Here is a 24,279-nt window from a genome sequence, read left to right as displayed (position 1 = left end):
GCTGGAGCCTGAGCAGCGTTCAGTTTGATCATGCCCGGTGAACAGTCGATGAACGGCCCAGCCTCATGGCCGATTCTGCCAACAAAATTCGCACCGCCAACGCAGGCCGGCGGGCTGATTGAGCGAGAGGACTTGCTGGATCGGATTGAACGAAGTCTCGACAAGTCGCTGCTACTGATCTGCGCGCCGGCAGGATATGGCAAAAGCAGTCTTATGGCCGCGCTGCTCCGTCGCCTGCAGCAACGGCACCTGCAAGCCACCTGGCTGGGCCTCGACAGCTACGATAACGACGTAGTGCGCTTCTCGTCCCTGCTCCTATCAGCGCTTGATGGCCACAGTGCAATCAATGCCTCCGGCTCGCACCATGGCCTAGGATCCGGCCCCAGCACTCCCTACCTGGCAGCAGAGATTCTCGAACGTGTCATGCAGTTGCCAGACCGCGTGTATCTGTTCCTGGATGACTTCCATCTGATCACCGACACTCGAGTGCTGGAGTTGATCAGCCTGCTTCTTACCAGCCCAGTGCATAACCTGCATCTGGTGATTTCCTCGCGCGAGTTACCGCGGCTGCCTCTTTCCCGGCTACGCGCCCTCGGTCAATTGCATGAGATCGATAGCGCAGCGATTTCATTTTCCGAGAAAGAAGCCCGCCAGTTCATGGCCGGATTCCATATACCGGAATTGTCCGAAACGCAGCTGATTACCTTACTGGGGAAAACAGAAGGCTGGCCGGCAAGCCTACGCATGGCCTCGATTGCCTTGGAGTCTGGAGTAGATGTCGATACTTTTCTCCAGCGGTTCTCCGGCGCAGATAGAGACATTGCCGCCTTCCTGGTGGAAGAGGTACTTGCCAAGCAATCTCAAGAGATCGAGCAATTTCTCCTTGCGACCTCGCTACTCAAATCGTTCAACGCCGAGCTCGCAAACGAGGTACTCGGAGTGAGCAACGCAAGGGACTTGATCGATCAGATAGAGGTGAAGCACCTATTCCTTCTCGGGCTGGATCGGGAGCGCAACTGGTACCGTTATCACCATCTGTTCGCCGACCTGCTGCGCCGTATTCTGATGGACCGATCTCCGCGCTCGGCGCAGCAGTACCATCGTCGTGCCGGTCAATGGCTGGCTGGACACGGGCGGGAGCTTGAAGCCATCGAGCATGCGTTCATCCTGGACGAACAGGAATGGGCCGGCACGTTACTGGACCGTATAAGCCCAGCGCTCTTCAGCAGCGGACAAACCACCACGCTACAGGCGCTGGCCGATCAGCTCGATGCCAACGTGATGCAACGCCTTCCTCGGCTACAGCTTGAGCTGGTATGGGACAACATCATTCGCTGGCGATTTTTCGAGGCTCGCCGCCTGCTCTTCGAGACCCAACAACTTCTTGACCCAGATGTTGTTGAGGGCAGCAGCGCCGCCAGGGAGCAGGAGCTGCTCCGTGTAACCCTGGAGCATCGCGACTGCATGCTGCAAACCTTTACCGACCAGTTACGCCCAGCCGAACGCGCCATCACAAATTGGCTGCAGGCCTATCAGCACAGCGATAGTTTCATGCTCGCCTCGGCAAAAGTTGCCTTGATAATGTGCCGGCGTGATAGCTATCAGAGTCTCGTTTCCGAGCTGGAGGTGGACGAGCTACGTCGGCTATTCCTCAACGTAGGGGCCGGCTATGGAACAGTCTTCCTGGACGTTGTCGCCGGCTGCGTCTTTGCATCGCGCGGCCAGGTTGCCACCGCGGAGCGTCTGCTCCTGTCCGCTCACGCAACGGCAATCCGTATCCAGGGACGGGACTCTTCACTCGCGTCCATGGCTGCAGCTCCATTGGTTCAGCTTTGGTATGAAACGGATCGCCTAGACGAAGCCCGCAGGCTGTTGACCGAGATTTCCATCAGTAGCTTGGACTTCGGCATCGTCGACTCCATCATTTCCCGAGTGATTACCGGCGCGCTTCTGACAAGGCTAGATGCGGGTTACACCGTGGCGCACGAGCAACTCGACGCAGCCCATCAATTTGCCATGCGATTCCAGCTGCCGCGTTTGCGCGCCCGGGTGCTGGCGGCCCAAGTGCAACTTTACGTTGAACAGGGTCAGTTGGTGCAGGCCGAGCGATTGCTTGAACGCAGCCCGGATTTCACTGCTCTCAAATCCTTATCCCCTGAGAAAGGGGCAGACAGCAGCCGAGAGAGTTTCGCAATGGCATTCGCCCGCGTTAGCCTTGAGAACGGCCAATATGCCAATGCCATACGCGTACTACGACGCTGGGCAAATCTGTTGCAGGAGCGCCAGTACAATCGGTCCTTTGTACGCGTGTCCGTATTGCTGACACGTCTGCTGTCTCGCTCTGGCGACAACCTAGCTGCGCGCCGCACATTGATCGAAGCTTTAAGCCGCTCCGAAGGACTATTTGTGCGCATCTTTGTCGACGAGGGCGAAGAGCTGTGTGGGCTACTGCTTCAGCTGAAACAATCAACAGCAGCTGATATCCCTCTGGCATGGACCAGCTATCTAGACAAACTGCTTGCGGCCTTCGGCCAACGCCCTGAAGTACCCCGAGTAACTGAGCTGGTATCCACCGATGCCAGCGCCGAGCTCCTGTCCGAACGCGAATTGGCGATCATTCGTCTAACGGCCCAAAACCTCGCCGCCAAGGAAGTAGCTCAAGCGTTGGGGCTGACGGAGAACACTGTTAAATGGTACTGGCAGCGCATCTTTGAAAAGCTTGGAGTACGAAAGCGAAAACTGGCGGTACGTGCCGCCAGAGAGCGTGGATTGATTCATTAATAAGCGAGGGGCTGGGTTATGCAGCAGCCGATACCGAATGGCAGATAACAGCCAAGTTGAGGTCGTCTACTAATCGAAGCTCCAGCAGCGCCCTCTTCCCTGCCCTCCGTTCAGTTTCATTACTGAACGATGGCACATCACTTGCTGACACCAGCACTCCGAACTCCCTCCAACGGCGGAGACAGTTCATAGACGATGGCGTCGTACCCGGTCACCAATCCCATGGCGACTGGGACGGCGCCTTTTTCGTTCAGTGGTGGGACAAACAACATGACCGACAAGAGTTGCACCCGTAACGACAACCTCGCCTGGGTCGCGGGCAGCGATGCCCCGGAAAAGCGCACAGTGAACCTGGGCTTCATGGCCCTTTCCGACTCCGCCTCGCTGATCGTCGCGGCCACCCAGGGTTTCGCCCAGCCCTACGGGCTGACCCTGGAGCTGAAGCGGCAGACCTCCTGGGCTGGCTTACGTGACAGATTATTGAGCAGCGAGCTGGACGCCGCGCACTCGCTCTATGGCCAGGTCTACGGCACCCACCTGGGACTGGGTGGCTCGCCCACCGAAATGGCGATCCTCATGGGGCTGTGTCAGAACGGCCAGGCGATCAATCTCTCCGAACCACTGCGTCAGGCAGGTGTGACCCGAGCCGACACTCTCGCCGCCCGGGTGCGTCAGCACGGTGCGAAACTGACCTTCGCCCAGACCTTTCCCACCGGCACCCATGCCATGTGGCTGCACTACTGGTTGGCGGCCCAGGGTATCCACCCGCTGGAAGATGTGAACACAGTCGTGCTTCCGCCCGCGCAGATGGTCCAGCACCTCAAGACCGGGCACATCGACGGTTTCTGTGCTGGCGGCCCCTGGGGCGCATTAGCGGTGGATGAGAAACAGGGCTTCACCCTGGCCACCAGCCAGATGATCTGGCCCGACCACCCGGAAAAGGTGCTCGCCTGCACGCGCGCCTTCGTGGAGCAGTACCCCAACACCGCCCGCGCCCTAACCATGGCGGTGCTCGAGGCCAGCCGCTTCATCGACGCCAGCGACGAGAACAAGCGCAGCACTGCCCGGCTAATCAGCGGTGTCGAGTACCTCGATGCACCACTGTCGGCCATCGAACCGCGTTTTCTCGGCGACTACGAGGACGGCCTCGGCTACGCCTGGCGCGATGCTCACCCACTGCGCTTCTTTGCCGGCGGAGAGGCGTCTATGCCCTGGCTGTCCGATGGCATGTGGTTCATGACCCAGTTCCGTCGCTGGGGGCTGCTCAGGGACGACCCGGATTACCTCGGCGTGGCCCGTCGAGTCCACCAGCTAGCACTCTACCGCGAAGCGGCCGAAGCGCTGGGCATAGCGGTCCCCGCGCACCCCATGCGCAGCTCCAGGCTGTTCGACGGCCAGATCTGGGACGGCACCGACCCGGCCGGCTACGCCCGCAGCTTCGCTATTCACGCCCACAGCGCCGCCACTGCGGCCGCTGCCCTCTGACGCCTAGAGTTGACCACTGCATGCTCCGCATTCTCCTGATCGATGACACCCCGAAGAAAGTCGGCCGTCTGCGTAATGCCCTGGTGGAGGCCGGTTTCGAGGTCATGGACGAAACCAGCCTGAGCATCAACCTGCCCGAGCGCATCGAAGCGGCGCGCCCCGATGTCGTACTGATCGACACCGAGTCCGCCGGCCGCGACATGATGGAACAGGTGGTGATGGTCAGCCGCGACCGGCCCCACCCCATCGTCATGTTCACCGACGATCACGATCCCGAGCTGATGCGCCAGGCGATCCGGGCCGGTGTCAGCGCCTACGTGATCGAAGGCATTCACACTGAGCGATTGAGACCAATCCTGGACGTGGCCATGGCGCGCTTCGAGAGTGATCAGGCCCTGCGCGCCCAACTGCTGGAGCGAGACAGCCAATTGGCCGAACGCAAACGCATCGAGTTGGCCAAGGGCCTGCTGATGAAGATGAAAAGCTGTGACGAAGAGGCCGCCTACACCTTGATGCGTCGCCAGGCCATGGGACGCCAACAACGATTGATCCAGGTAGCCGAGCAGATCATCGCCACGCACGAGATGCTTGGCGTCTGAGCGTCAACCAGAAATCGGTCAAGTCCATGAGGAGGCGAACTTGTTCGCTCCCCATGGACAGGGCCAACGCTCGCAACAATCTCTAGCCACACACAGTACGCAGGCGCACTGTGGTGCTGTCCTCCGTTGCCCCGAATACTGCACCCCGTTCCTGGCATCCGCCCCTCGCTGCCCTCTCCTGCTCCAAGCGAACCAAAACCGTTCAGGCCGCATCGGCGCCGCACGAACATGGCTCATTGCCGCCAGCTAGCCCGAAGCATTACCGCAATAGCCAAGCTACTGATTTAAAAGACAATAACGACCGAAAGTAACCTGCCAAGACCATGGCTTCGGGCTGCAGGCCAAGCTGGCAAGGCGTTTGCAATCTCACCTGCAGATTCTTGCGTAGCGCGCCAACGGCGGTGGGCCGCGGATCACGGACAACGGCGTCCGTCAGAGTTCCTTCCCCTATTAGGAGCTCTGGCGTACGCCGTTTTTGTTTTGCCCTCCATTCAGGACAACACCATGAGCGAACGTGATTCCAAAGACCCGGTGAACAGCAGTCGCCGTAACTTCCTCAAGCAATCGATCGCCATTGCCGGCACGGTCGGTGGCGTGACCGCCCTCGGCCTCTCCGCCCCCGGTTTCTTGCGCAGCGCGGCCTGGGCCGCCGGCTCGGATGCACCGGAAAAGGCCGCTCTGAAGGTCGGCTTCATTCCCCTCACCGATTGCGCCTCGGTGGTCGTGGCCGCCACCCAGGGCTTCGCTGCCAAGTACGGCCTGTCCATCACACCCAGCAAGGAAGCTTCCTGGGCGGGCGTGCGCGACAAGCTGAACACCGGCGAGCTGGATGCCTCCCACGTGCTCTACGGCATGATGTACAGCTCCCAGCTCGGCGTGGCCGGTCCGCAGAAGAACATGGCCGTACTCATGGGGCTGAACCAGAACGGCCAAGCCATCACCCTCTCTCGCCAGCTGAAGGAAGCCGGCGTGACCAATGGCGAGCAGCTCGCCGCCCATATCAAGAAAGGCGGCAACCCGCTGACCTTCGCCCAGACCTTCCCCACCGGAACCCACGCCATGTGGCTCTACTACTGGCTGGCCAGCCACGGCATCAACCCGCTGACCGATGTGAAAACCATCACCGTGCCGCCGCCGCAGATGGTCGCCAACATGCGCGTCGGCAACATGGACGGCTTCTGCGTCGGCGAGCCCTGGGGCGCGCGGGCGATCTTCGACAAGATCGGCTTCACCGCCACCACCACCCAGCAGATCTGGGCGGACCATCCGGAGAAGGTGCTGGGCTGCTCGCGCGACTTCGTCGAGCAGAACCCCAATACCGCACGCGCCCTGGTGATGGCCCTGCTCGACGCCAGCCGCTTCATCGAGGCCAGCGACGAGAACAAGAAGGCCACCGCCAAACTCATCGCCGGCAAGGCCTACGTCAACGCCCCGGTGGACGTCATCGAACAGCGCTTCCTCGGCCACTACGAGGACGGTCTGGGCAACAAATGGGAAGACAAGCACGCCATGGCCTTCTGCAAGGACTGCAACGTGAACTTCCCCTGGCTCTCCGACGGCATGTGGTTCATGACCCAGTTCAAGCGCTGGGGCCTGATCAAACAGGATCCGGACTACGCCGCCGTCGCCGCCCAGGTCAACCAGACCAAGCTGTTCAGTGAGGCGGCCAGCGCCCTCGGCCTGCCGGTTCCGGCCAGCCAGATGCGCGGCAGCACCCTGATGGACGGCAAGTTGTGGGACGGCTCGAACCCTGCCGCCTACGCCCAGTCCTTCGCCATCAAAGCCTGACCCGGGAGGTAACGATGAACGCTCCGGTAAATCCTCCGCTGCCACTGCCGGCCAAGGCCGCACCCAGCTCGCATCCACGCTTGGCCAGACCAGGCGCGGAGCTATTCAGCAACCTGGCGAGGGCGCTGGTCCCACCACTGCTCGGCCTGCTGCTGTTCATTGGCCTCTGGGCCCTGGTGGCGGCGCGCAGCGAAGGGTTGCCGGGGCCACTGTCGACCTGGCATTCGGCGCTGGAACTCTTTGCCGATCCCTTCTACGACAACGGCCCCAACGACATGGGCATCGGCTGGAACATCCTGCACTCGCTGGGCCGCGTCGGCCTGGGCTTCGGTATGGCGGCGCTGGTGGGCATACCCCTGGGCTTCGCCATCGGCCGCTTCACCTTCCTGGCCGGGATGCTCTCTCCCATCATCAGCTTGCTGCGCCCGGTGTCGCCGTTGGCCTGGCTGCCCATCGGCCTGCTGGTGTTCGAGGCCGCTGGCCCCGCGTCGATCTGGGTGATCTTCATCAGCTCGATCTGGCCGATCATCCTCAACACCGCCGCCGGGGTGGCCAGCGTGCCGCAGGACTACCTCAACGTGGCGAGGGTGCTGAAGCTCTCCGAGTTCAAGGTCCTCACCCGCATCCTGTTCCCGGCCGTATTGCCTCACCTGATGACTGGCATCCGTCTGGCCATCGGTGTCGCCTGGCTGGTGATCGTGGCGGCGGAAATGCTCACCGGCGGCACCGGCCTGGGCTTCTGGGTGTGGGACGAATGGAACAACCTCAACGTCGAGCACATCCTCATCGCCATCATCATCGTCGGCCTGGTGGGCCTGGCCCTGGAACAGAGCCTGCTGTGGCTGGCCAAGCGCTTCGATTACAACAACTGACCATTCCTGTAGGAGCGAGCTCTGCTCGCGAACCGCATTCGCGAGCAAGCTCGCTCCTACCAAGAGCAGGAGAACCCTGATGGACAAGTTCGTCGAGCTGACCGGCGTCAGCAAACACTTCGATACGCGCAAGGGTCGTTTCCAGGCCCTCAGCGACGTCAACCTCTGCATCGCCCGTGGCGAGTTCGTCTCGCTGATCGGCCACTCCGGCTGCGGCAAGTCCACCGTCCTCAACCTGATCGCTGGCCTGCTGGATGCCAGCGACGGCGGGCTGATCTGCAATGGCCGGGAAATCGACGGCCCTGGCCCTGAGCGCGCCGTGGTGTTCCAGAACCACAGCCTGCTGCCCTGGATGACCTGCTTCGGCAACGTCCATCTCGCCGTAGAGCGGGTCTTCGGCGCCCGTGAAAGCAAGGCCCGCCTCAAGGAACGTACCGCCGCGGCGTTGCAGATGGTCGGCCTGGATCATGCGGCGCACAAGCACCCCAATGAAATCTCCGGCGGCATGAAGCAGCGCGTGGGCATCGCCCGTGCGCTGGCGATGGAACCCAAGGTGTTGCTGATGGACGAGCCCTTCGGCGCCCTGGACGCCCTCACCCGCGCGCACCTGCAGGACGAGTTGCTGCGCATCGTCGGCGAGACCCACAGTACCGTGGTGATGGTCACCCATGACGTGGACGAGGCCGTATTGCTCTCCGACCGCATCATGATGATGACCAACGGCCCGGCGGCCACCGTCGGCGATATCGTCCAGGTCGAGCTGGCGCGCCCACGCGACCGCCTGGCCCTGGCCAACGATGCCCGCTACCACGAGTACCGCACCGCAGTGCTGGAGTTCCTCTACCAACGTCAGCAGCGCCCCGCCGCCTAGGTATCCGCCCTGCCCTTCGCGAAAGCCCGGCCCCGTGCCGGGCTTTCGCGTTTTGACTTGCCCGCATGCCCCATGCAGGGGCCCCCGTACCCGGCTTCGCACCCCGCCAATGCAACCTTGCCCGCGCAGGTGCATGACGTAATCGCCAAATGTTCTTGTCGCTAAACAAACATCATGTAAATCAAGTAGTTGAACAAACTGGCACAGTGCCTGCTAAGACCTTCCCCGGTCAGCACAACGGCGTGTCTGCCACTCAACCGACAACGACGTCGCGGAATCCCCTCTCCACCCGGAGCGCGGACACCGTGACGTTTTTTTTGCGCTTTTCAGACCTAGGAAGTCCGCTATGCACATGCTGAAACCCGCTCTGCTGTCGCTGGCCGTTGCCGGCACCAGTCACGCCGCCCTGGCCACAGAGGACGTTAGCAACCTGTTCACTGGGGGCAAAGCCATCCTCGATGCCCGCTACCGCTTTGAGAACGTCGACCAGAACAACAACTTGCGCGACGCCAATGCCCAGACCCTGCGCACCCGCGTCGGCTTCCAGACCGGCAAGTGGTACGGCCTCTCGGGCCTAGTGGAAGTGGACAACGTCAGCCGCCTCGGCGATGCCGCCTACAACAGCACCCGCAACGGCCAGACCAACTACGCCATGGTGGTCGACCCCGACGGCACCGAAGTCAACCAGGCCCTGCTGCGCTATGACCAGGCCTTCGGCAGCGCCGTGCTGGGCCGCCAACGCATCAACCTGGACAACCAACGCTTTGTCGGCGGCTCGGCCTGGCGGCAGAACGAGCAGACCTACGACGCTGCACTGGCCCAGCTCAAGCCCCTTGATGGCCTGACCCTGACCTACAGCTACCTGGACAACATCAACACCATTTTCGGCCCGGAAAACGGCCGCTTCGATAACCGTACCAACCCCGCCAACATCGAAGGCCACAGTCACCTGTTCAATGCCCAGTACCTGGTGCGGCCGGAACTCGCAGTGACCGCCTACAGCTACCTGCTCGGCCTGGACAACATTGCGACCACTGCGACCTCCCCACTGGGCAGCCTGTCCAGCCGGACCAGCGGCCTGCGCCTGAACGGTGCGCTGGCCGGTTTCAGCTATGCGCTGGAGTACGCACGCCAGCAGGACTACGCCGACAACCCGCTGGACCTGGACAGTGAGTACTACCTGGCGGAGCTGGGGTATGTCTTCAACGGCGTACAGCTCAAGGGCGGCTACGAGGTACTGGGCGGCGACAGCGGCCCCGGCAACCGAGCGTTCCAGACGCCGCTGGCAACCAAGCACATCTTCCAGGGCTGGGCCGACCAGTTCCTCACCACGCCGGCTGACGGCATCGAGGACGCCTACCTGGGGTTCACCGCGCCATTGGCCGGCGGCAGCCTGCAAGCCTGGTACCACGACTTCGACACCGAGCAGGGCAGCGACAGCTACGGCAGCGAGATCGACCTGTCCTACGCCCATCCGATACCAGGCGTGAAAGGTCTGGTCGGACTGCTCAAGTACGCCAGCTACGACTCGGATGATCGAGCCCGCACGGTCGATACCGACAAGCTCTGGGTGCAGGTGCAATACACCTACTGACCGTAACGGCTGGGTACATCGGTGTGCGGGCGTCTTGCCCCCACACCGATCCTGCTGGACGTCTCGCGAGGACGCAGCACAACCATGAACAACGGACAGTCTTCACTTCACGTGGGAATCCAACCATGAGCAATCTCGCTGACTCCCGTGTAACTGGAATCGAAGGAGCGACCAGACTCGTTCAGGACCTCCAGCGAACGCCTCGGCAATGGACAACCTATCCGCCATTCGAGCCAGGTATCGCCCTCGTCGCCAGCATTCAGCATGGTGCATGGGTCCCCATCGGTACCGCGCTTGGCGCGGCGGCCTGCGCGCATGCAGGTCAGCCGACAATGGCATTTGGGCTTGTTCTGGGAACACTCTACCTGGGCATTTCCCTACATCTGCACCAATTGCGCCAGCGCTACAGCGAGGCCTTCTGGTTCGACGAACTGGCACGCCTGCTCCGTACCCAATCCGCCAACGATCAAGCCACCCTGCTGGTCGAGTGCAGTGAACGTCTGCGCGGCAATGATCGCCTGAACAGTGAGGTGCGCTTCGCCAGCCAGGCACTGGAGCAGTTGGCGCAGAAGGCCAATGTCCAGGGCGGCGAGCAAAGCCAGCGAGTGAACATGATCGCAGCCGCGAGCGAACAGATTGAACGCAGCCTGGCCAGCGTGGACGAAATGGCCAGCAGCGCCCGCTCGGATTTTGCGGCCGCCCATGCCCAGGGCGAGGACGGCTGCCGGGCGGCGCGGGAACTGGGGACCGGGATGGCTGACATCCGCAGCAGCCTGGGCGACACCGCCCGAGCGGTGACGCAATTGCTGCAAAGTACCGCGCTCGTCGAACAGTCGGTGCAAGGCATCCAGGACCTGGCGAAGCAAACCCAGCTACTGGCCCTGAACGCCTCGATCGAGGCTGCCCGTGCTGGCGAGCAAGGGCGTGGTTTCGCGGTGGTGGCAGACGAAGTCCGGCAGATGGCGACCGCTACCGACAGGACCACGCGCGACATCATCGCCGCCGCCACATCCATCGCCGGGGCCGTGAACCAGGTAAGCAAGGAAGTCGAACACCATCGCGAGCTGCTGGAGCGTGGCAGCGGCCAGAGCAATAGCCTCGCCGAGAGCCTTGACCGGCTGGCCCGCAAAAGCCAGGAAAACCTGCAGCGTTTCGACGGCATGCAACAGGCGCTGGTCGAACATCACCAGGCGAACCAGGACCTCGGCGAACAGCTCCAGCAGATCAGCACCAGCCTTCAGGTGCAAAGCCGGCAGACCCATGAGCTGCATGACCTCACCCGCTACCTCACCCGACTCACAGGCGACGCAACGCCATGATCATAGAGAGCCTGCCCGCACTGGCCGTACTGGCCGCCCTGGCCGCGTCCTGCGTTGTCCTGTGGCTGGCCGATCGACGCCGGCAGTTCCGCCAGCAAGAAGAATTGCGCGATATGTTGCAGTTGGGCCTGGTACTCATGCAGGGCGTCCAGCGCCATCGTGCGCTAGGTGCTCAGACCAGTGCTGACGCCGTGCACCACCGCCGGAAGCTTGAAGCCGAACTGGAACGTTCCTGGCGGGCCTGGACCGATGCTGGAAACTACCGAGCCTGGCAACGCCTGCTGCTCACGCCGGAGGACTTCGACGGACATTGCCGTCTGCTGGAGCAATTACTCGCCCACATCCAGCACCTGGACTTGCAACGCTGCCACCTGCTGGCACTCACACCGGAGGTCGCCGAGCGGTGCTGGCAAGTCGAAGAGCTCGGCCGACTGCGCGGCCTTTCGATACGGGCGGCAGCCCAGGAACACTGCCCGCTGGAGCTTCGCATCCAACTGCAGTACCTGCATGATCGCCTTCTCAAGGATGCGGACATGCCTCTTCGCACGGCCCTGGGGCGACTGTCCATTGAACTGCTGGGCAAACAACGATCCACTCTCCGGCCTACCGAACTCTATGCCTTGCTCACTCCACTGATCGACGCGCGAATCGAAGCGATTCAAAGCGGTATCCGACCTGCTGGACACCTCCGCGCCTCATGACCTGGTTCCTCATTGGGAGCCAGGAGCCAGGAACGCTCCCGTGACGTACTGGTGTCCACAACCAACTGTGGATTCAACCGCTAGCTGCCATTCGCTACCGACTGCGTTCGACTGCCGATTGCTGCCCTTCATGACAGGTAGCTACCGGCCAAGAGCGGACGATTACCCAGCAAGAGCCTGACCAGCTTCGAGAAAGCCGGCCCGCTCCAGCTGAGGTCTCAAGGCAACCAAGGCGGTCGCAGGAACCGCCAACCAAAGCAGATCGCGGGCGCGAGTCACCGCAACATAGCCAATACGGCCTACCTCAGTATTCATTCCTGCCAGCATGGCTTCGATGTTGGCCCGATTGGCCACATATAAGACGGCATCAATACTTTCACCCTTAACTTGGTGAACGGTTCTCACGCGGGCCTTGGGCTCCTGCTCAACCGCCACCTCAAGCCCCACACTAAGTGGCCCAGCAGGCAGCGAGGCGCGCGTTAGCCGGCGTGTCAGCCCATCCAGTGCGATCAACTCAAAATCACGCTGAATGTCACGAAGCAGCTGAGCAACTCGCCCCTGCAGCAGGGGAAGCCATTGGCCTGAGGCAGGCAGACTTGAAGCCGGCAAACCCTGAGCAGCATCTCTAGTGAACAACCACAGCCGACGTCGCAGCTCGCGCAAATCACGATCATGAGTGACGCCACTCAGCCTATTGAGAAGCCCTGGGGGTGGGCCATTCAAGAGACTGACAATGCCTCGAGCGACCATTCTGAATGCCCCCAGGAAGTCGGAGTTCTGATCTCGAAGTACCGCGGCTTCGGCAAACAGCTTCACTACTCCCCGTCCTTCAGGATCTCTTTCTCCCGACAGCCTGGAGGCCATTGCAGCCGCACGACATACGACAGCCGATCTATCAGGGTTGATTGCTTGCCGCCTCAGTTCTGCATGGAAAGCATCCAACAGAGGTGGAAGCGCCTGCTCGTTATAGCCAATGAAGTAGGCTCCGAGAGGTGGGGGTTCGTCAGCACGATCAGGATCATCCGCCCTTCCCGAAAGGTAATTTGCAACACTCAGGATCGAGGGCACGGAGCGATAGTTGCGAGTCAGGTTGTAAGGAACAACTCTTTCCCGCTCGTGGTAGTTCCGCAAAAAATGACCGTCGGCATCAGCGAACTCATAGATAGCCTGATTTGGATCACCAATCAGCGACACCTGCACGCCAGCACCAATCAGAAGCTCCAAAAGCTCTTGATGCAGGACTCCAATATCCTGGGCCTCATCGACGATGATATGAGGGTAGCGTCGAGCCAAAGCTCTAAGCACCACAGGCTGCTCACTTAGGACGCGGTAGCACCAATAGCGTCCCAGATCGTGCGTATAGCCCCCCACGCGTCCCAATCTAGCAACCACTCGACTAGCATCCAGCTGGTTAAGCGGCATCTCGTTACCATGTACCGTGTAGTAGAAGAGCGGCTGACCAGCGCTAAATCGAACCTTGATGTCGCTTACAGGTATCGGGTGATCCCGCGTTGGGCAATTGAACCCAGCCAGGAAAGGCTCTCCGCCGGTTACTAGAAAAGCTGTCTGGTTTGCTCCCATAGTGCGGTGACCATGGGCCTTCATGACGTGGGTCGTCATGAAGCTATCCAGCGTATCGATATCAACCCTGCTTCGACCGGAGCTATTCGGCAGTGTTTGCGAAAGTTCCTGGTAACCCTGCCGAAATGTCTCCACGGCCACATTAGAGAATGACAGCAGTGCTATGCGTCCCCTCGCTCCACCAAGGCGTCGGCGCATCTCAACTAGACGCTGAATGGCAGTAGCCGTCTTGCCACTTCCCGCACATGCCGTAACGGCTAGGGGTACCAGGGGAGCATCGATGACGAGCTGCTGTTCGGGGGATGGCTCAATCATTCTGCCTCCGCTCCTGCGTCCGGTACCTGGCACACATGAACGATCGCATCGAGGATGTAAGGTGGGACCTCACAGGCGGCTCCCTCTCCGATTACATAGGCCAGGGATTGACCAAAGCGGCCCTTCTGCACGTTCTTCTGGGTAGATGGACGTTCAAACATTCCACAGAACAGTGCTTTTGCCTTAGCTGCATCGTCAGGGGCCAAATTAACGACCACCTCAAGGTCTTGAGCAATCTGAGGATGGATTTCAGCCAAGGCAACCAACATGGCTGCGCGATTGTTCGGATGCAGAGCCAAGTCGTACTCCAGCGTTTTAACGCCATGGAAAACTTGGACGTATCTGTCCTCAAGCTCAAGCATATTGGCCGTGTTGTCAGAAACCTGAACATCAGCCCCCAAGGCAGGATACAAGGGCTGGGCCGGTTGACCGGGAACCACGACCCCTGATGGGTCAGCGTCAGTGATCAACGCGACAGGAATCTTTAGTGCGTTCTCGCCAAACAGTGGAAGGAAGGAATCGAAATTGAGTCCCTCGACGCTGATGAGGCTCACTCCATGCCCATGTAAGTCGAAGCCAGCCGCGGTGGCCAAAGCATCGACGAGCATCATCTCTGCTGCCCCTTCAACAAAAATGACCCGCCGTGCAAAGAACAGCTCCGCACGAGTGACATCGAGATATCGCTCCAGCTTTTCCCGCTTGCCCCTCTCAAACCTTACTTCGCGCGGAAAGAACGTCTCGACTCGTCCCGCCGACTCCACCAAGCAAACGAGGCAATCGAGATTTGCATTGCTGGCGAAGTTGGGTGAATGGCTCGTCACGAAGAGTTGAACAGGCTGTTCTCCATCCACCTCCTGCAAGCTCGCCAGATATCTCAACAGCACTGCCTGCAGTTGAGGATGTAGGTGCGCTTCCGGCTCCTCCACGATTAGGCCGCGGTATGCCGCGTCAGAGTTACGAGCCAGCTCACTGAGTACCACAGCCATGAAAATCAAGTTGTTGAAGCCCAGGCCGTTCTGCTCAAGCTCGAAGTCATCTACAGAGAGTGTCAATCGTGTGGAAAGGCGTTGAAAGTCGGAGGCACTCAGTCCCACAGTGAGGGCTTGACGTAGCTGCTCTCCAAGCATCGCGTTATGACGATCAGTAATTGCAGTCTGCGTACTCCGGATAGGAGCATGCTCCCGAAGCTCGTTATCCAAACGCTGCAACGCGTCATTGATGCCCTCGCGACCTGCTCCATCGGTGAGCAAATGAAGCAAGCGCGAAAGCTGACTGTTTCGGCCGGGGCGAAGCCCTTGTGTTGCATCACGTAGGGGCTGCAAATAGACCCCACGTAGGTTCTCGATCATGTCCGCCGTCAGCGACACCTCCTGATGATCGCCACACCAGCGGCGCACCCTAAAGCGCCCCCCTTGGTCCGCATCTGAATAACGGACATGAAAGTGCGCCTCCACTTGACCGACGGCGCCGAGTTTGAGTGCGGCCAAAAAGTCGGCTTCGTCGTCGGGTCCTAGCCCTCGAAAGACATAGTGGAACTCGATGTCTCCAGTTGGCTCTTCCCGCGGAGGACGATGGCGGTCTTCGATTCCGAAGCGCGGATAGGACTCTTCATACCCGACCAGCAATGCCCGTAGTGCGTCGACTACAGCGCTCTTGCCTACGTTGTTAGCCCCAACCAGGACGTTCAGGCCGGACTGAAAGCGCAGCTGGACATCCCTTAGCTTCCTGAAATTACAGATATTCAGTTCGGCCAGATACATGCTGGGTTGCCTCCATCCTTGAGTTTCTGATCAGAGTCGAAGCTCGTTCCAGCGAGCCCCCCTCAGCAGCATTGTAATGGTGGCTGGTCCTGAAGATCGATAGTCCATATCTCCAACCTCTGACGCGCATTGCTCAACGTGAACAATTTATCCTCTGGCCAGCCATGCTGGTCAGCGACAAAAGATGATAGGCTGTCAAGAGTGTCAATTATTTGAATAACTCAAGATTAAGTTTTTTATTTACAAGGAATTAGTATGACCGTACGTTTAGATGAAGCTGAAAAACAAATTCTTGGCACGCTTCTAGCAGATTTTTCAGATCGAAACCTGAATGCTGATCACCTGAACTCCGGATATGAAGGCCCTAAAGTATCTGATCTCGCCAAGGCTATTTGTGCAGGGGACGATATCACACAAGTTGATTTCGATATTGCCCTTTCAGATCTTGAAAAAAAGAATCTAATTAATACCGGGCCTTATGAGGCATACAAGAATGAGCCTGGTGATAGGCTCATTATTATTGGCGGCTATAGCAAGCGAGAATACGCAGGCCTCACAGAACTAGGATACAAGACTGCTAGGCAGTCAACTAATCGCCCAAGCAAGGTTCAGCGAATCATAAACAATGTACACATTTCTGGCGGCCAATTTTCCAATTTACAACTCGCCACAGGCGGTAGCGTAGTGCAAAGGATGGACTCCGTTTCCGGTACGGATAGTGACATTCTAGTGAGATTGGTTGCGATACTGGAGAAACAGGGGGAAGTGGTTTCAATAGAGCAGCGCGAAATTTTAGTTTCCGCCATAGCGGAGGCGAGCGAAGGTAACGGAAAAGAAGCTAAGAGATTACTTGAAAAAGTCTGCGGGCCAGCATGGACGGCTGTTCAGCCTGTAATTTGGCCAATTTTCGGTGACCTTCTCAAGAAAAGCCTGGGTCTGTAGCTTCGATTGTGGCTTACAGAGTAGTGAACACTGACCCTATAGATTTAGCTGTCACTGTCTGCATTGGAGAAACGTAGCGATCCTCTCGCTAGCCATTAAGCATGCGAGTTCACGGCCACAGTCGTACTTCAATCAGTCGGCTGCCGACAGAGATTGCGAAGCAGCCACACAGATTGATCGAGCTAAAAACCACAAGAGATACAGGGGCGACGACCATGAATTTGCTGCTACACGAAGTTTTGCGAAAGGTGAAGTCCGGAGCGACATCATTCTCCCCCCAAAAAGATGCAAGTGGCGACCCAGATAAATTCCAAGCCATTGCGAAAGCGGTTATTTATGCTCACAAACAAGGGTATATATCGAGAATTATTCCGCAAATAGACTCCATGTCCGGTCATATGTCTTACAGCCTTATTCTAGTTGATGGCGGACTTACATTTGAAGGCGAATGCCATTTAAATGAGCTTTCCGGCCAACCAACACCCGCTGACGACGTTTTGACCGACCTCTTAATTCGGATTCCAAGCTACAATATACGAGATAAGTGGGAAAAAGCTCTGCATCGCCGCGTGACAGACCCAAGCGGAGCGATTACGGCGGCAAGAAGCCTTCTTGAAACAACACTTAAATGGATTATTGAGGAGCGCGGAGGAAAACCCACTGAAAATAACAGAGAGCTATTTAGCAGAGCGATTGACGCCCTTGGGATTGTTGTTAAAGGACAGCCCGTTGAGAAAACTATCGAAGGGCTTAATTCGATCATCTGGGGCATAGGCGAAATGAGGAATAGACTTGGTGACGCTCATGGCGCAGCCTCAAGCAGCACACCCCCAACAGTTAGCGAGGCGGGTTTCTGTGTGAATCTTGCCGGAGCAGCTGCCCTGTACCTGCTTGAGGAGTTTGAGGCTAGTCAAGTCTAAATGCTTCTAGCTTCGTAGGTGCTCTATGGCTGCTTTTGGCCGTTCGCAACCCTTCGCAGCGCCTCCTTTCACCACTTGCTAAAGCCATTGGCTACCGGCGCTAGGCAAATCGAGCTTGAGGCCGGACGATGATTATTCGTGGCGAACTGGAATGACCGAGGGAGTAACACTAACATCTTACCAAGTCAAAAATGGGCGAGCAGCAATGTGTTTACAGGTAAGATTTATCACAGGAAATTCTTTTACCATTCCACTCAAAATTCACTTTCTGTATTAATGGCAAATCATGCCCATATAGCAGCCACAAATCCTCATACGTCTTTGATGAGCCTTGATGCACCAGATTAGGACTCAGTTCCGCCATTGGAGCCAAAACATATGCGCTCTCAACCATCCCCGGACGAGGCAAATGCACATGACCGAATAATCCACACAAGTCATCAAATAGCAAAATATCAATATCAAGGCGCCGAGAGCACTTAAGAAGATCATTATTAGCACGACCAAAGTCACTTTCTATAGCACGGACACTCGAAACGACTTGAGCGAGAGATAACTCCGTCAAGACTTTGACCACCATATTCAAAAAAGGAGGACCGTCGAATCCTACAGCCTCGCTAAAATAGACTGATGAACTCTCGAGAATATTAAAAACCCCCTCAAGACGGTCCAATCCTGCAGAGAGAGACTCCCATGGCAGGACGTTAGATCCAAGACCTAAATAAACGGTATGCAATTCATCCGTCATTATATAGATCAATCACCAAGAGGCTTGGCAAGTCTCTTTGCTGCGGTAAGCGTGTTATACATAAGGCAAGCAATTGTCATCGGGCCAACCCCACCAGGAACCGGTGTAAGCGCACCCGCAACTTCTGCCACGCCGTCATAGTCAACATCACCGCACAACAAGCTTTTACCACCCTCTTCGATGCGATTTATACCGACATCAATGACCGTAGCTCCCGGTTTCACCCAGTCAGCCTTGATCAACTTCGGGCGACCAACGGCAGCAACTAAAATATCCGCCTGACGGCAAACCTCTGCCAAGTCTTTGGACTTTGAATGAGCGATGGTAACTGTGCAATTTTTTTTCAGCAGCAGGCTAGCCATCGGTTTTCCGACGATATTAGAACGCCCTACAATTACTGCACGTAAACCATCCAGCGACCCAAGGGTGTCCTCAAGTAGCATCAAAGACCCGAGAGGAGTGCATGGTATCATCCCCTCCTTGCCGACAGAGAGTGCACCTACGTTCTCAATATGGAAGCCATCGACATCCTTGGCTGGATCGATCGCTGCAATCACCGCTTCTTCATCAATTTGACGAGGAAGTGGCAACTGAACCAGAACACCATGAACGTCTCTGTCCTTATTGAGGCTATCAATCAACTCCAGTAGCTCAGCCTGTCCAGTAGTAACAGGCAATCGGTATTCTAGGGAGCGGATGCCAACCTCTTCACAGCGCCTCACTTTATTACGCACATAAACATGACTCGCAGGATCATCTCCTACCAATACAACTGCAATGCTTGGATAGAGCCCAGTCGATACTTTTAGCGCCGCAATCTCAACCTGGAGTGAAGCGCATAATTTATCGGCAAACAGCTTGCCATCAATGACTTTCATTTGCGCCTCAAAACTTAACTGCCAAGGAAAATAACAGTTTTATTGTCGTCCAAGAAGACACGGCGCTCGATATGCCACTTGACCGCCGAAGCCAATGCATAACACTCGTTCTCTCGACCCACACGTGCCAGTTGCTCAGGCTTATAGTTATGATCAACTCGAGCCACGACTTGCTCGATAATTGGACCCTCGTCCAGATCGGAAGTCACATAATGAGCAGTTGCGCCAATTAGCTTAACTCCGCGCTCGAAAGCCTGATGGTATGGGCGGGCACCTTTGAATCCAGGCAGGAACGAGTGGTGAATATTAATGCACTTACCTGACAATTCGCGACTTAGATTGTCGGAAAGAATTTGCATGTAACGCGCAAGAATTACCAACTCAGCATCAGTTTCGCTAACGATGTCGAGCAAGCGAGCTTCTTGAGCAGGTTTATTATCCTTATCAACAGGCAGATGAACAAATCGAATACCTTCGCGCTCAACCATACCTCGCAGATCTTGATGATTGGAGATGACGGCAACAATCTCCAAGTTAAGCTCACCTTTTTTGTAGCGATAGAGCAGATCATTCAGGCAGTGATCAAACTTCGAAACCATGATTACCGTTTTAACAGGCTCAACGGCATCATAGAACCGCCATGTCATGCCATATTTTTCAGAAACCTCAACAAATTCTTCGCGCATCTGGCCAATGGAAATATCTTGGCTTTCCATCCTGAACACGGCGCGCATGAAGAACTTTTCAGTTGTTTCATCATCAAACTGTTCAACCGCACAAATATAGCAACCTCTGTCTGCAAGGAATGTAGAAATTGCCGCCAAAATTCCTGTCCCGGCCTTGCAACTAACATTCAATATAAAAGTTGATTCTTGAGATTTATAAGTCATGCAATCACCTAAATTTTATGTTTTATCAGAACCACAGCCATCCTACCCACACATAGCTGCGATTACATTCAAGAGCCAAAAGAAAAAGCTGAACTCCGCAAACCGGAGAAGAATTCACGCAAATCCTCAGCCACCAAGACCGGCTCCTCCCACTCCAGGAAATGTCCACCAGATTCGCATACGGAATAACTGACAACGTTATAAAACCGGTCAGCCCACTCTCGCGGTGCATTCGGAAACATATCTTTGGAGCCATGATAGAAAGCGACTGGGACAGCTCTACAATCCTGACTGGAATAGTCTTCCCTACAGAATTCGTAATAGATTCGTATAGATGAAGCTATCGTCTGCGTGACCCAGTAGAGAGTGATATTGGTCAGGAGCTCATCTTTGGTAAATCGCCTAGACAAATCCCCATCCACTCCGGCCCAACGTTGAAATTTCTCTAGAATCCATGCCAGCAAACCCACTGGCGAGTCATTAAGCCCATAAGCAAGAGTTTGAGGCTTTGTCATATGCTGGAGGCAGTAGGACATCTCTTCTTGCCATACCAAGTTATTTTTCTTGATATATTCCGCCTCTGCTTCCGACGCATTAGCTGGCACTTCACACGGTCCAGGCATGATAATTTCTGCCAGATGCGCGCCTATTACTCTCTCTGCATAATCACTGCACAACCAGTCTGTAATCAGCTTCCCTATGTCCCCCCCGCGAACCCCATATCGTTGATAACCAAGAACGCTAGTCATCAACAGATTCAAAGCACGAGCTGCGCGCCTGGTTCCATATCCACTTACTGCCGGCTTTCCTGAGAAGCCATACCCTGGCAACGATGGAATCACAATATCGAAAGAGAGGCTTTCGCTATTTGTATTAATGATTTGCTGTGCCAGTTGGAGGAGCTGTACAAAACTACTCGGCCAACCATGCAGCAGCAGCAAAGGAACAGCATTAGGAAATTGGCTTTTGTGGTGTATGAAGTGCACCTCAACACCATCGATCTCTGACGTATAGTGATTCCAGCTATTCAGAATAGCTTCTTGCTTACGCCAATCAAAATCGTCACGCCAGTAGCTTATATACTCTCTAACAACATCAATATCGGCACCATATAACCATTGCGACTCCTCAATCGCATCTATCCATCTAGTGCCAATTAGCCGTTGCTTCAAGTCATTTAGTACTACTTGAGGCACGCAAATTTCATAGGGCGTCGGATTCATGAAGAACTCCCCCCACAGCTTCCAATATGCAAGCAGACATAATTGGAATGAAATACAACCCGCAGCTGGAAAAACGGTGGCATAAATGCCACCGTCTTGGATTTCATATAAAGATCTTCTGACCCTAGAATTCAACTCGACCTAGAACCAGAGTATCTCTATCAATCCATCGTACCAACGGGGATCAGGCTGGTATCTACCTTCTGGTTCCGGCATTCATTGAAGTAGGGATACCGAGCTACTTTAGCGCGCACTTTCTTCTGCCGAGTACCGGGCTCCCCCCAGAGAACCCAGACCTCGGTGCCTTCGCTCAGGTACTCTTCATCAATGGAGCAGAGCGAAATCATTTCCCGATAGAACCAGGACACCATCCGACCGCTACTGACACCTACTTGCTCGCCCTTATCATTCAAAACCCAATCGGCTGGATAGATACCGCCAAATGCCAGATCTTCGGGACTAGAAATATCTTTATAAGGGACTGGATCGGCCAATTGCGAGCGGTGGATATCAAGGATATCCTCTTTATTCCACTCAAGAGTTACCATCTGGCGCGATGACTTTGCCTTTAGCTCTTCAATAGCCTTCTTTCCAACAAACTCATGATCCATATTAATGGTCTTACCCCAACCCAACTCAATCGGGTTTCGGTAACGAGCTGCGAAATCTTGACCGACGCTGCCAGACAAAGAATCTTTAACAATTTCGGGATCGCAGAGGAACCCAATTTCGCGCTCACGGAGCCATGCAGCAAATTCTTTGTGCTCAAACCAAGGAAGGGGGAAATCGAGATAGGCTTGTGGGAATCCATTCTCCCAATGGGTCATATTGTAAGCGGGGGTACCCAATCGCTTCAAACCGTACTTTACGCCAGCCTTGAGAATCTGTTCATAAACAGGAATGGCATCCTCTACATTCCCATGAACCTCATAAGCCAGGGAGCCAGCCATACCGACGCGCAGGATCATTACATCTCGACCTGCAATCTTACTCATTCGATGGTGAATGAATTTGATGTCGTGCAAGTTCTCACCACTAGCTGCATCTAGTACCTGCAAGCAGGTCGGACCACCCAACTGGAACATGAACACTTTGCCGGTAACATCCTCACCCTGGACGTCAAGGTCGCTATTTTCTACGCAATATTGCAACCAAGGATTCATCCAGTAAGTGATGTAATCCTCTTCGCGGCGAACCAGCAAACCATCGACCATGATCCGCCCTTGCTCGTCCAGCATAATGCCGTGCTTAGCGAATCCAACTGGGAACTTTTCAAAAGAATTCCCGCAGTATTTCTTGAGAAACTCAATAGAGTCCGGCCCCCAGAAGCGGTAAGTCGGGGAGGGATTGAGATTTGCGTGAATGTAACTAGAGTCATGCCAAGAAAGAGATTCATCTCTCCATCCGGTGTATTCAAGCGGCTGCAAGCCAGCAAGAATAGGATTGGAAGCATAGGATACGAAATGCACCATATGACTAGTGACAGACCGTTCATCGACAGGAATTACAGGGCTGGGACCGAATGTCTTTGTATGCTTAGTCATAAAATTTCTCTTATTTTTTGCCAATAACTAAAGAAAGCCGCAGAACCTACGGGCCGTACGTCTATGTGGTATGGTCTATAACTCAGCACCAATCTATGGGCCGCTTAGAAGTACGATATCCAGCGATGCTCGATATCTCCAATACCTTATTTCCCGCCGCCTCATACCAAAAAGGTATCGGAATCTCTGCATGTTCATACGAAGATAAGAGCAGTGGCCTATTAACTCTGAGGGCCATCCAGTGATAGATGTGCGGAAAGTTTCCGAGTTAGATCCGAGACTTGGCTAAGAACTCTGCTCACTTAGCCTCGCTGTCGAATCTTCGGATAGCACAAAGCATTTGCAGGCCAATACGGGAAAGGAAGTGCCTTTGACCGGAGCCCCTCAGGCGTTGGATGAATCAGCCGGCTGTCGCCTCATTAAGGAGATCGAGCAGACTATCGCCGGATGAGCGCGAGCTTGCGCGGAACGTCCATAGGCCTGGTCGGCTGAAGAACGCTCCGCTGGTTGATGCTCGATCATCTGCCTCGCTCTAGCTAGGCTGCGCGAAGCTACGCAAGAGACACTGATCGAGACCGGTCGCCGAAAGGTCACTGCGCTACCCCTCGGTCACGGCTAATGGTTCAGTGGCATTCGGGCGATATAAAACGATGCCCGCCGATCAGATCAGACACGAAATGCGCTTATAAGCTCCTTCAGCCGCGCCACCTGACCAGATAGATAGCGGCTAGCCTGCTCAGTCTGCATGGCACCTTCAGCAGTAAGTTCGCCGGCCTGATTGATCTCGACGATGTTCATGTCGATATCGTGAGCCACGGCGGTCTGCTGCTCTACGGCGGCGGCGATCTGCTGGTTCTGATCAACGATCACGCCAACCGCGCTGAGTATGTTATCCAGCGCTTGCTGCACCTGACTCGACTGGCTGACCGTGCTTTCGACCATTTGATGGCTGCCGTTCATGGCGATCACGGTAGCGCCCACACCACCCTGCAGACGGACGATCATCTGCTCAATCTCCTCGGTGGACTGATGGGTGCGCTTAGCCAGGTTACGCACTTCATCGGCCACGACGGCGAAACCACGGCCCTGCTCGCCGGCCCGCGCTGCCTCGATGGCAGCGTTGAGCGCCAGCAGATTGGTCTGCCCAGCGATCTCCTTGATCACGTCCAGCACCTGGCTGATCGAGGCGCTGTCGGCGGCCAGTTGGTTGATCACACCCACCGACTGGTCGATCTCACTGGCCAGACGCTGGATACTGTCGACCTGCGACCTGACCATGGCACGGCCGCTCACGGTCTCCTCGTTGACGCTCTGTGCGCTACCCACTGCCGCGGCGGCGCTGCGCGCCACCTCCTGAGCGGTGGCGGACATCTCGTTCATTGCGGTGGCCACCTGCTCGATCTGCCCGCGTTGGGCACTCACTGCCTGGCTGCTCTCACCGGACACCAGTTCGACGCGGTCGGCCTGG

19 protein-coding genes are annotated in these 24,279 nt (G+C 56.5%); 11 read left to right on the top strand and 8 right to left on the bottom strand.

Features of this window, described 5'->3' with window-relative positions:
- Positions 1 to 48 precede the first annotated feature (48 nt).
- From DM872_RS02465 to DM872_RS02425, 9 genes are all read left to right on the top strand, one after another.
- Complete coding sequence (locus tag DM872_RS02465) at positions 49 to 2,781, top strand: LuxR C-terminal-related transcriptional regulator (RefSeq protein WP_179057948.1); 2,733 nt, start codon at positions 49 to 51, stop codon at positions 2,779 to 2,781.
- 270 nt (positions 2,782 to 3,051) lie between these two features.
- Positions 3,052 to 4,266, top strand: a complete 1,215-nt coding sequence (locus DM872_RS02460; RefSeq protein ID WP_179057947.1) for a CmpA/NrtA family ABC transporter substrate-binding protein — start codon at positions 3,052 to 3,054, stop codon at positions 4,264 to 4,266.
- Between the two features lie 20 nt (positions 4,267 to 4,286).
- Positions 4,287 to 4,865 carry an ANTAR domain-containing response regulator gene (locus DM872_RS02455; protein ID WP_179057946.1) on the top strand — a complete coding sequence of 193 codons (579 nt, stop codon included), beginning with the start codon at positions 4,287 to 4,289 and terminating at the stop codon, positions 4,863 to 4,865.
- A 504-nt stretch (positions 4,866 to 5,369) separates the two neighbouring features.
- Positions 5,370 to 6,653 (top strand): CmpA/NrtA family ABC transporter substrate-binding protein, encoded by a 1,284-nt coding sequence (locus tag DM872_RS02450; protein ID WP_179057945.1) that lies wholly within the window; start codon positions 5,370 to 5,372, stop codon positions 6,651 to 6,653.
- Between the two features lie 14 nt (positions 6,654 to 6,667).
- Complete coding sequence (gene ntrB / locus DM872_RS02445; RefSeq protein WP_179057944.1) at positions 6,668 to 7,525, top strand: nitrate ABC transporter permease; 858 nt, start codon at positions 6,668 to 6,670, stop codon at positions 7,523 to 7,525.
- Between the two features lie 79 nt (positions 7,526 to 7,604).
- The gene (locus tag DM872_RS02440; protein ID WP_179057943.1) at positions 7,605 to 8,396 is read left to right on the top strand and encodes an ABC transporter ATP-binding protein; all 792 of its coding nucleotides are present in this window, start codon (positions 7,605 to 7,607) and stop codon (positions 8,394 to 8,396) included.
- A gap of 346 nt (positions 8,397 to 8,742) precedes the next feature.
- Positions 8,743 to 9,990, top strand: coding sequence for an alginate export family protein (locus DM872_RS02435; protein ID WP_179057942.1), 1,248 nt, complete (start codon positions 8,743 to 8,745; stop codon positions 9,988 to 9,990).
- 125 nt (positions 9,991 to 10,115) lie between these two features.
- On the top strand, positions 10,116 to 11,309 hold the full coding sequence (locus tag DM872_RS30680) for a methyl-accepting chemotaxis protein (protein WP_179057941.1): 1,194 nt from the start codon (positions 10,116 to 10,118) through the stop codon (positions 11,307 to 11,309).
- Positions 11,306 to 12,010, top strand: coding sequence for a hypothetical protein (locus DM872_RS02425; protein WP_256873271.1), 705 nt, complete (start codon positions 11,306 to 11,308; stop codon positions 12,008 to 12,010). The genes DM872_RS30680 and DM872_RS02425 overlap by 4 nt, the downstream gene beginning before the upstream one ends.
- A 162-nt stretch (positions 12,011 to 12,172) precedes the next feature.
- Here the strand turns inward: DM872_RS02425 and DM872_RS02420 are convergent, their stop codons facing one another.
- Positions 12,173 to 13,906, bottom strand: coding sequence for a UvrD-helicase domain-containing protein (locus tag DM872_RS02420; protein ID WP_179057940.1), 1,734 nt, complete (start codon positions 13,904 to 13,906; stop codon positions 12,173 to 12,175).
- The gene (locus DM872_RS02415) at positions 13,903 to 15,666 is read right to left on the bottom strand and encodes an ATP-dependent nuclease (protein ID WP_179057939.1); all 1,764 of its coding nucleotides are present in this window, start codon (positions 15,664 to 15,666) and stop codon (positions 13,903 to 13,905) included. Before DM872_RS02415 ends, DM872_RS02420 begins: the two co-directional genes overlap by 4 nt.
- A 255-nt stretch (positions 15,667 to 15,921) precedes the next feature.
- Here DM872_RS02415 and DM872_RS02410 point away from each other — a divergent pair, with 255 nt between their 5' ends.
- Complete coding sequence (locus tag DM872_RS02410) at positions 15,922 to 16,608, top strand: hypothetical protein (RefSeq protein WP_179057938.1); 687 nt, start codon at positions 15,922 to 15,924, stop codon at positions 16,606 to 16,608.
- Positions 16,609 to 16,823: 215 nt separating this feature from the next.
- Positions 16,824 to 17,528 (top strand): abortive infection family protein, encoded by a 705-nt coding sequence (locus DM872_RS02405; protein ID WP_179057937.1) that lies wholly within the window; start codon positions 16,824 to 16,826, stop codon positions 17,526 to 17,528.
- A 211-nt stretch (positions 17,529 to 17,739) separates the two neighbouring features.
- Here DM872_RS02405 and folK read toward each other — a convergent pair whose 3' ends face one another.
- The 6 genes from folK to DM872_RS30815 form a co-directional block, all read right to left on the bottom strand.
- Positions 17,740 to 18,276, bottom strand: a complete 537-nt coding sequence (folK, locus tag DM872_RS02400; protein WP_179057936.1) for a 2-amino-4-hydroxy-6-hydroxymethyldihydropteridine diphosphokinase — start codon at positions 18,274 to 18,276, stop codon at positions 17,740 to 17,742.
- Positions 18,277 to 18,284: 8 nt separating this feature from the next.
- A complete protein-coding gene (gene folD, locus DM872_RS02395) occupies positions 18,285 to 19,154 on the bottom strand; it encodes a bifunctional methylenetetrahydrofolate dehydrogenase/methenyltetrahydrofolate cyclohydrolase FolD (protein ID WP_179057935.1) in 870 nt (289 codons plus the stop codon).
- Positions 19,155 to 19,168: 14 nt separating this feature from the next.
- A complete protein-coding gene (purU, locus tag DM872_RS02390) occupies positions 19,169 to 20,044 on the bottom strand; it encodes a formyltetrahydrofolate deformylase (RefSeq protein WP_179057934.1) in 876 nt (291 codons plus the stop codon).
- A 68-nt stretch (positions 20,045 to 20,112) separates the two neighbouring features.
- Positions 20,113 to 21,267 (bottom strand): epoxide hydrolase family protein, encoded by a 1,155-nt coding sequence (locus DM872_RS02385; RefSeq protein WP_179057933.1) that lies wholly within the window; start codon positions 21,265 to 21,267, stop codon positions 20,113 to 20,115.
- Positions 21,268 to 21,428: 161 nt separating this feature from the next.
- Positions 21,429 to 22,811: an aminomethyl transferase family protein gene (locus tag DM872_RS02380; RefSeq protein WP_179057932.1), complete on the bottom strand. Its 1,383-nt coding sequence runs from the start codon at positions 22,809 to 22,811 to the stop codon at positions 21,429 to 21,431.
- Between the two features lie 666 nt (positions 22,812 to 23,477).
- Entirely contained in the window at positions 23,478 to 24,182 is a 705-nt protein-coding gene (locus tag DM872_RS30815; RefSeq protein ID WP_444860444.1) for a methyl-accepting chemotaxis protein, read from the bottom strand.
- Positions 24,183 to 24,279: the final 97 nt, after the last annotated feature.

The organism is Pseudomonas taiwanensis (assembly GCF_013393345.1).
Lineage (GTDB): Bacteria > Pseudomonadota > Gammaproteobacteria > Pseudomonadales > Pseudomonadaceae > Metapseudomonas > Metapseudomonas resinovorans_C.
The sequence above is the reverse complement of the archived record's forward strand: the minus strand, read 5'-3'. Positions and strand labels throughout refer to the sequence as shown.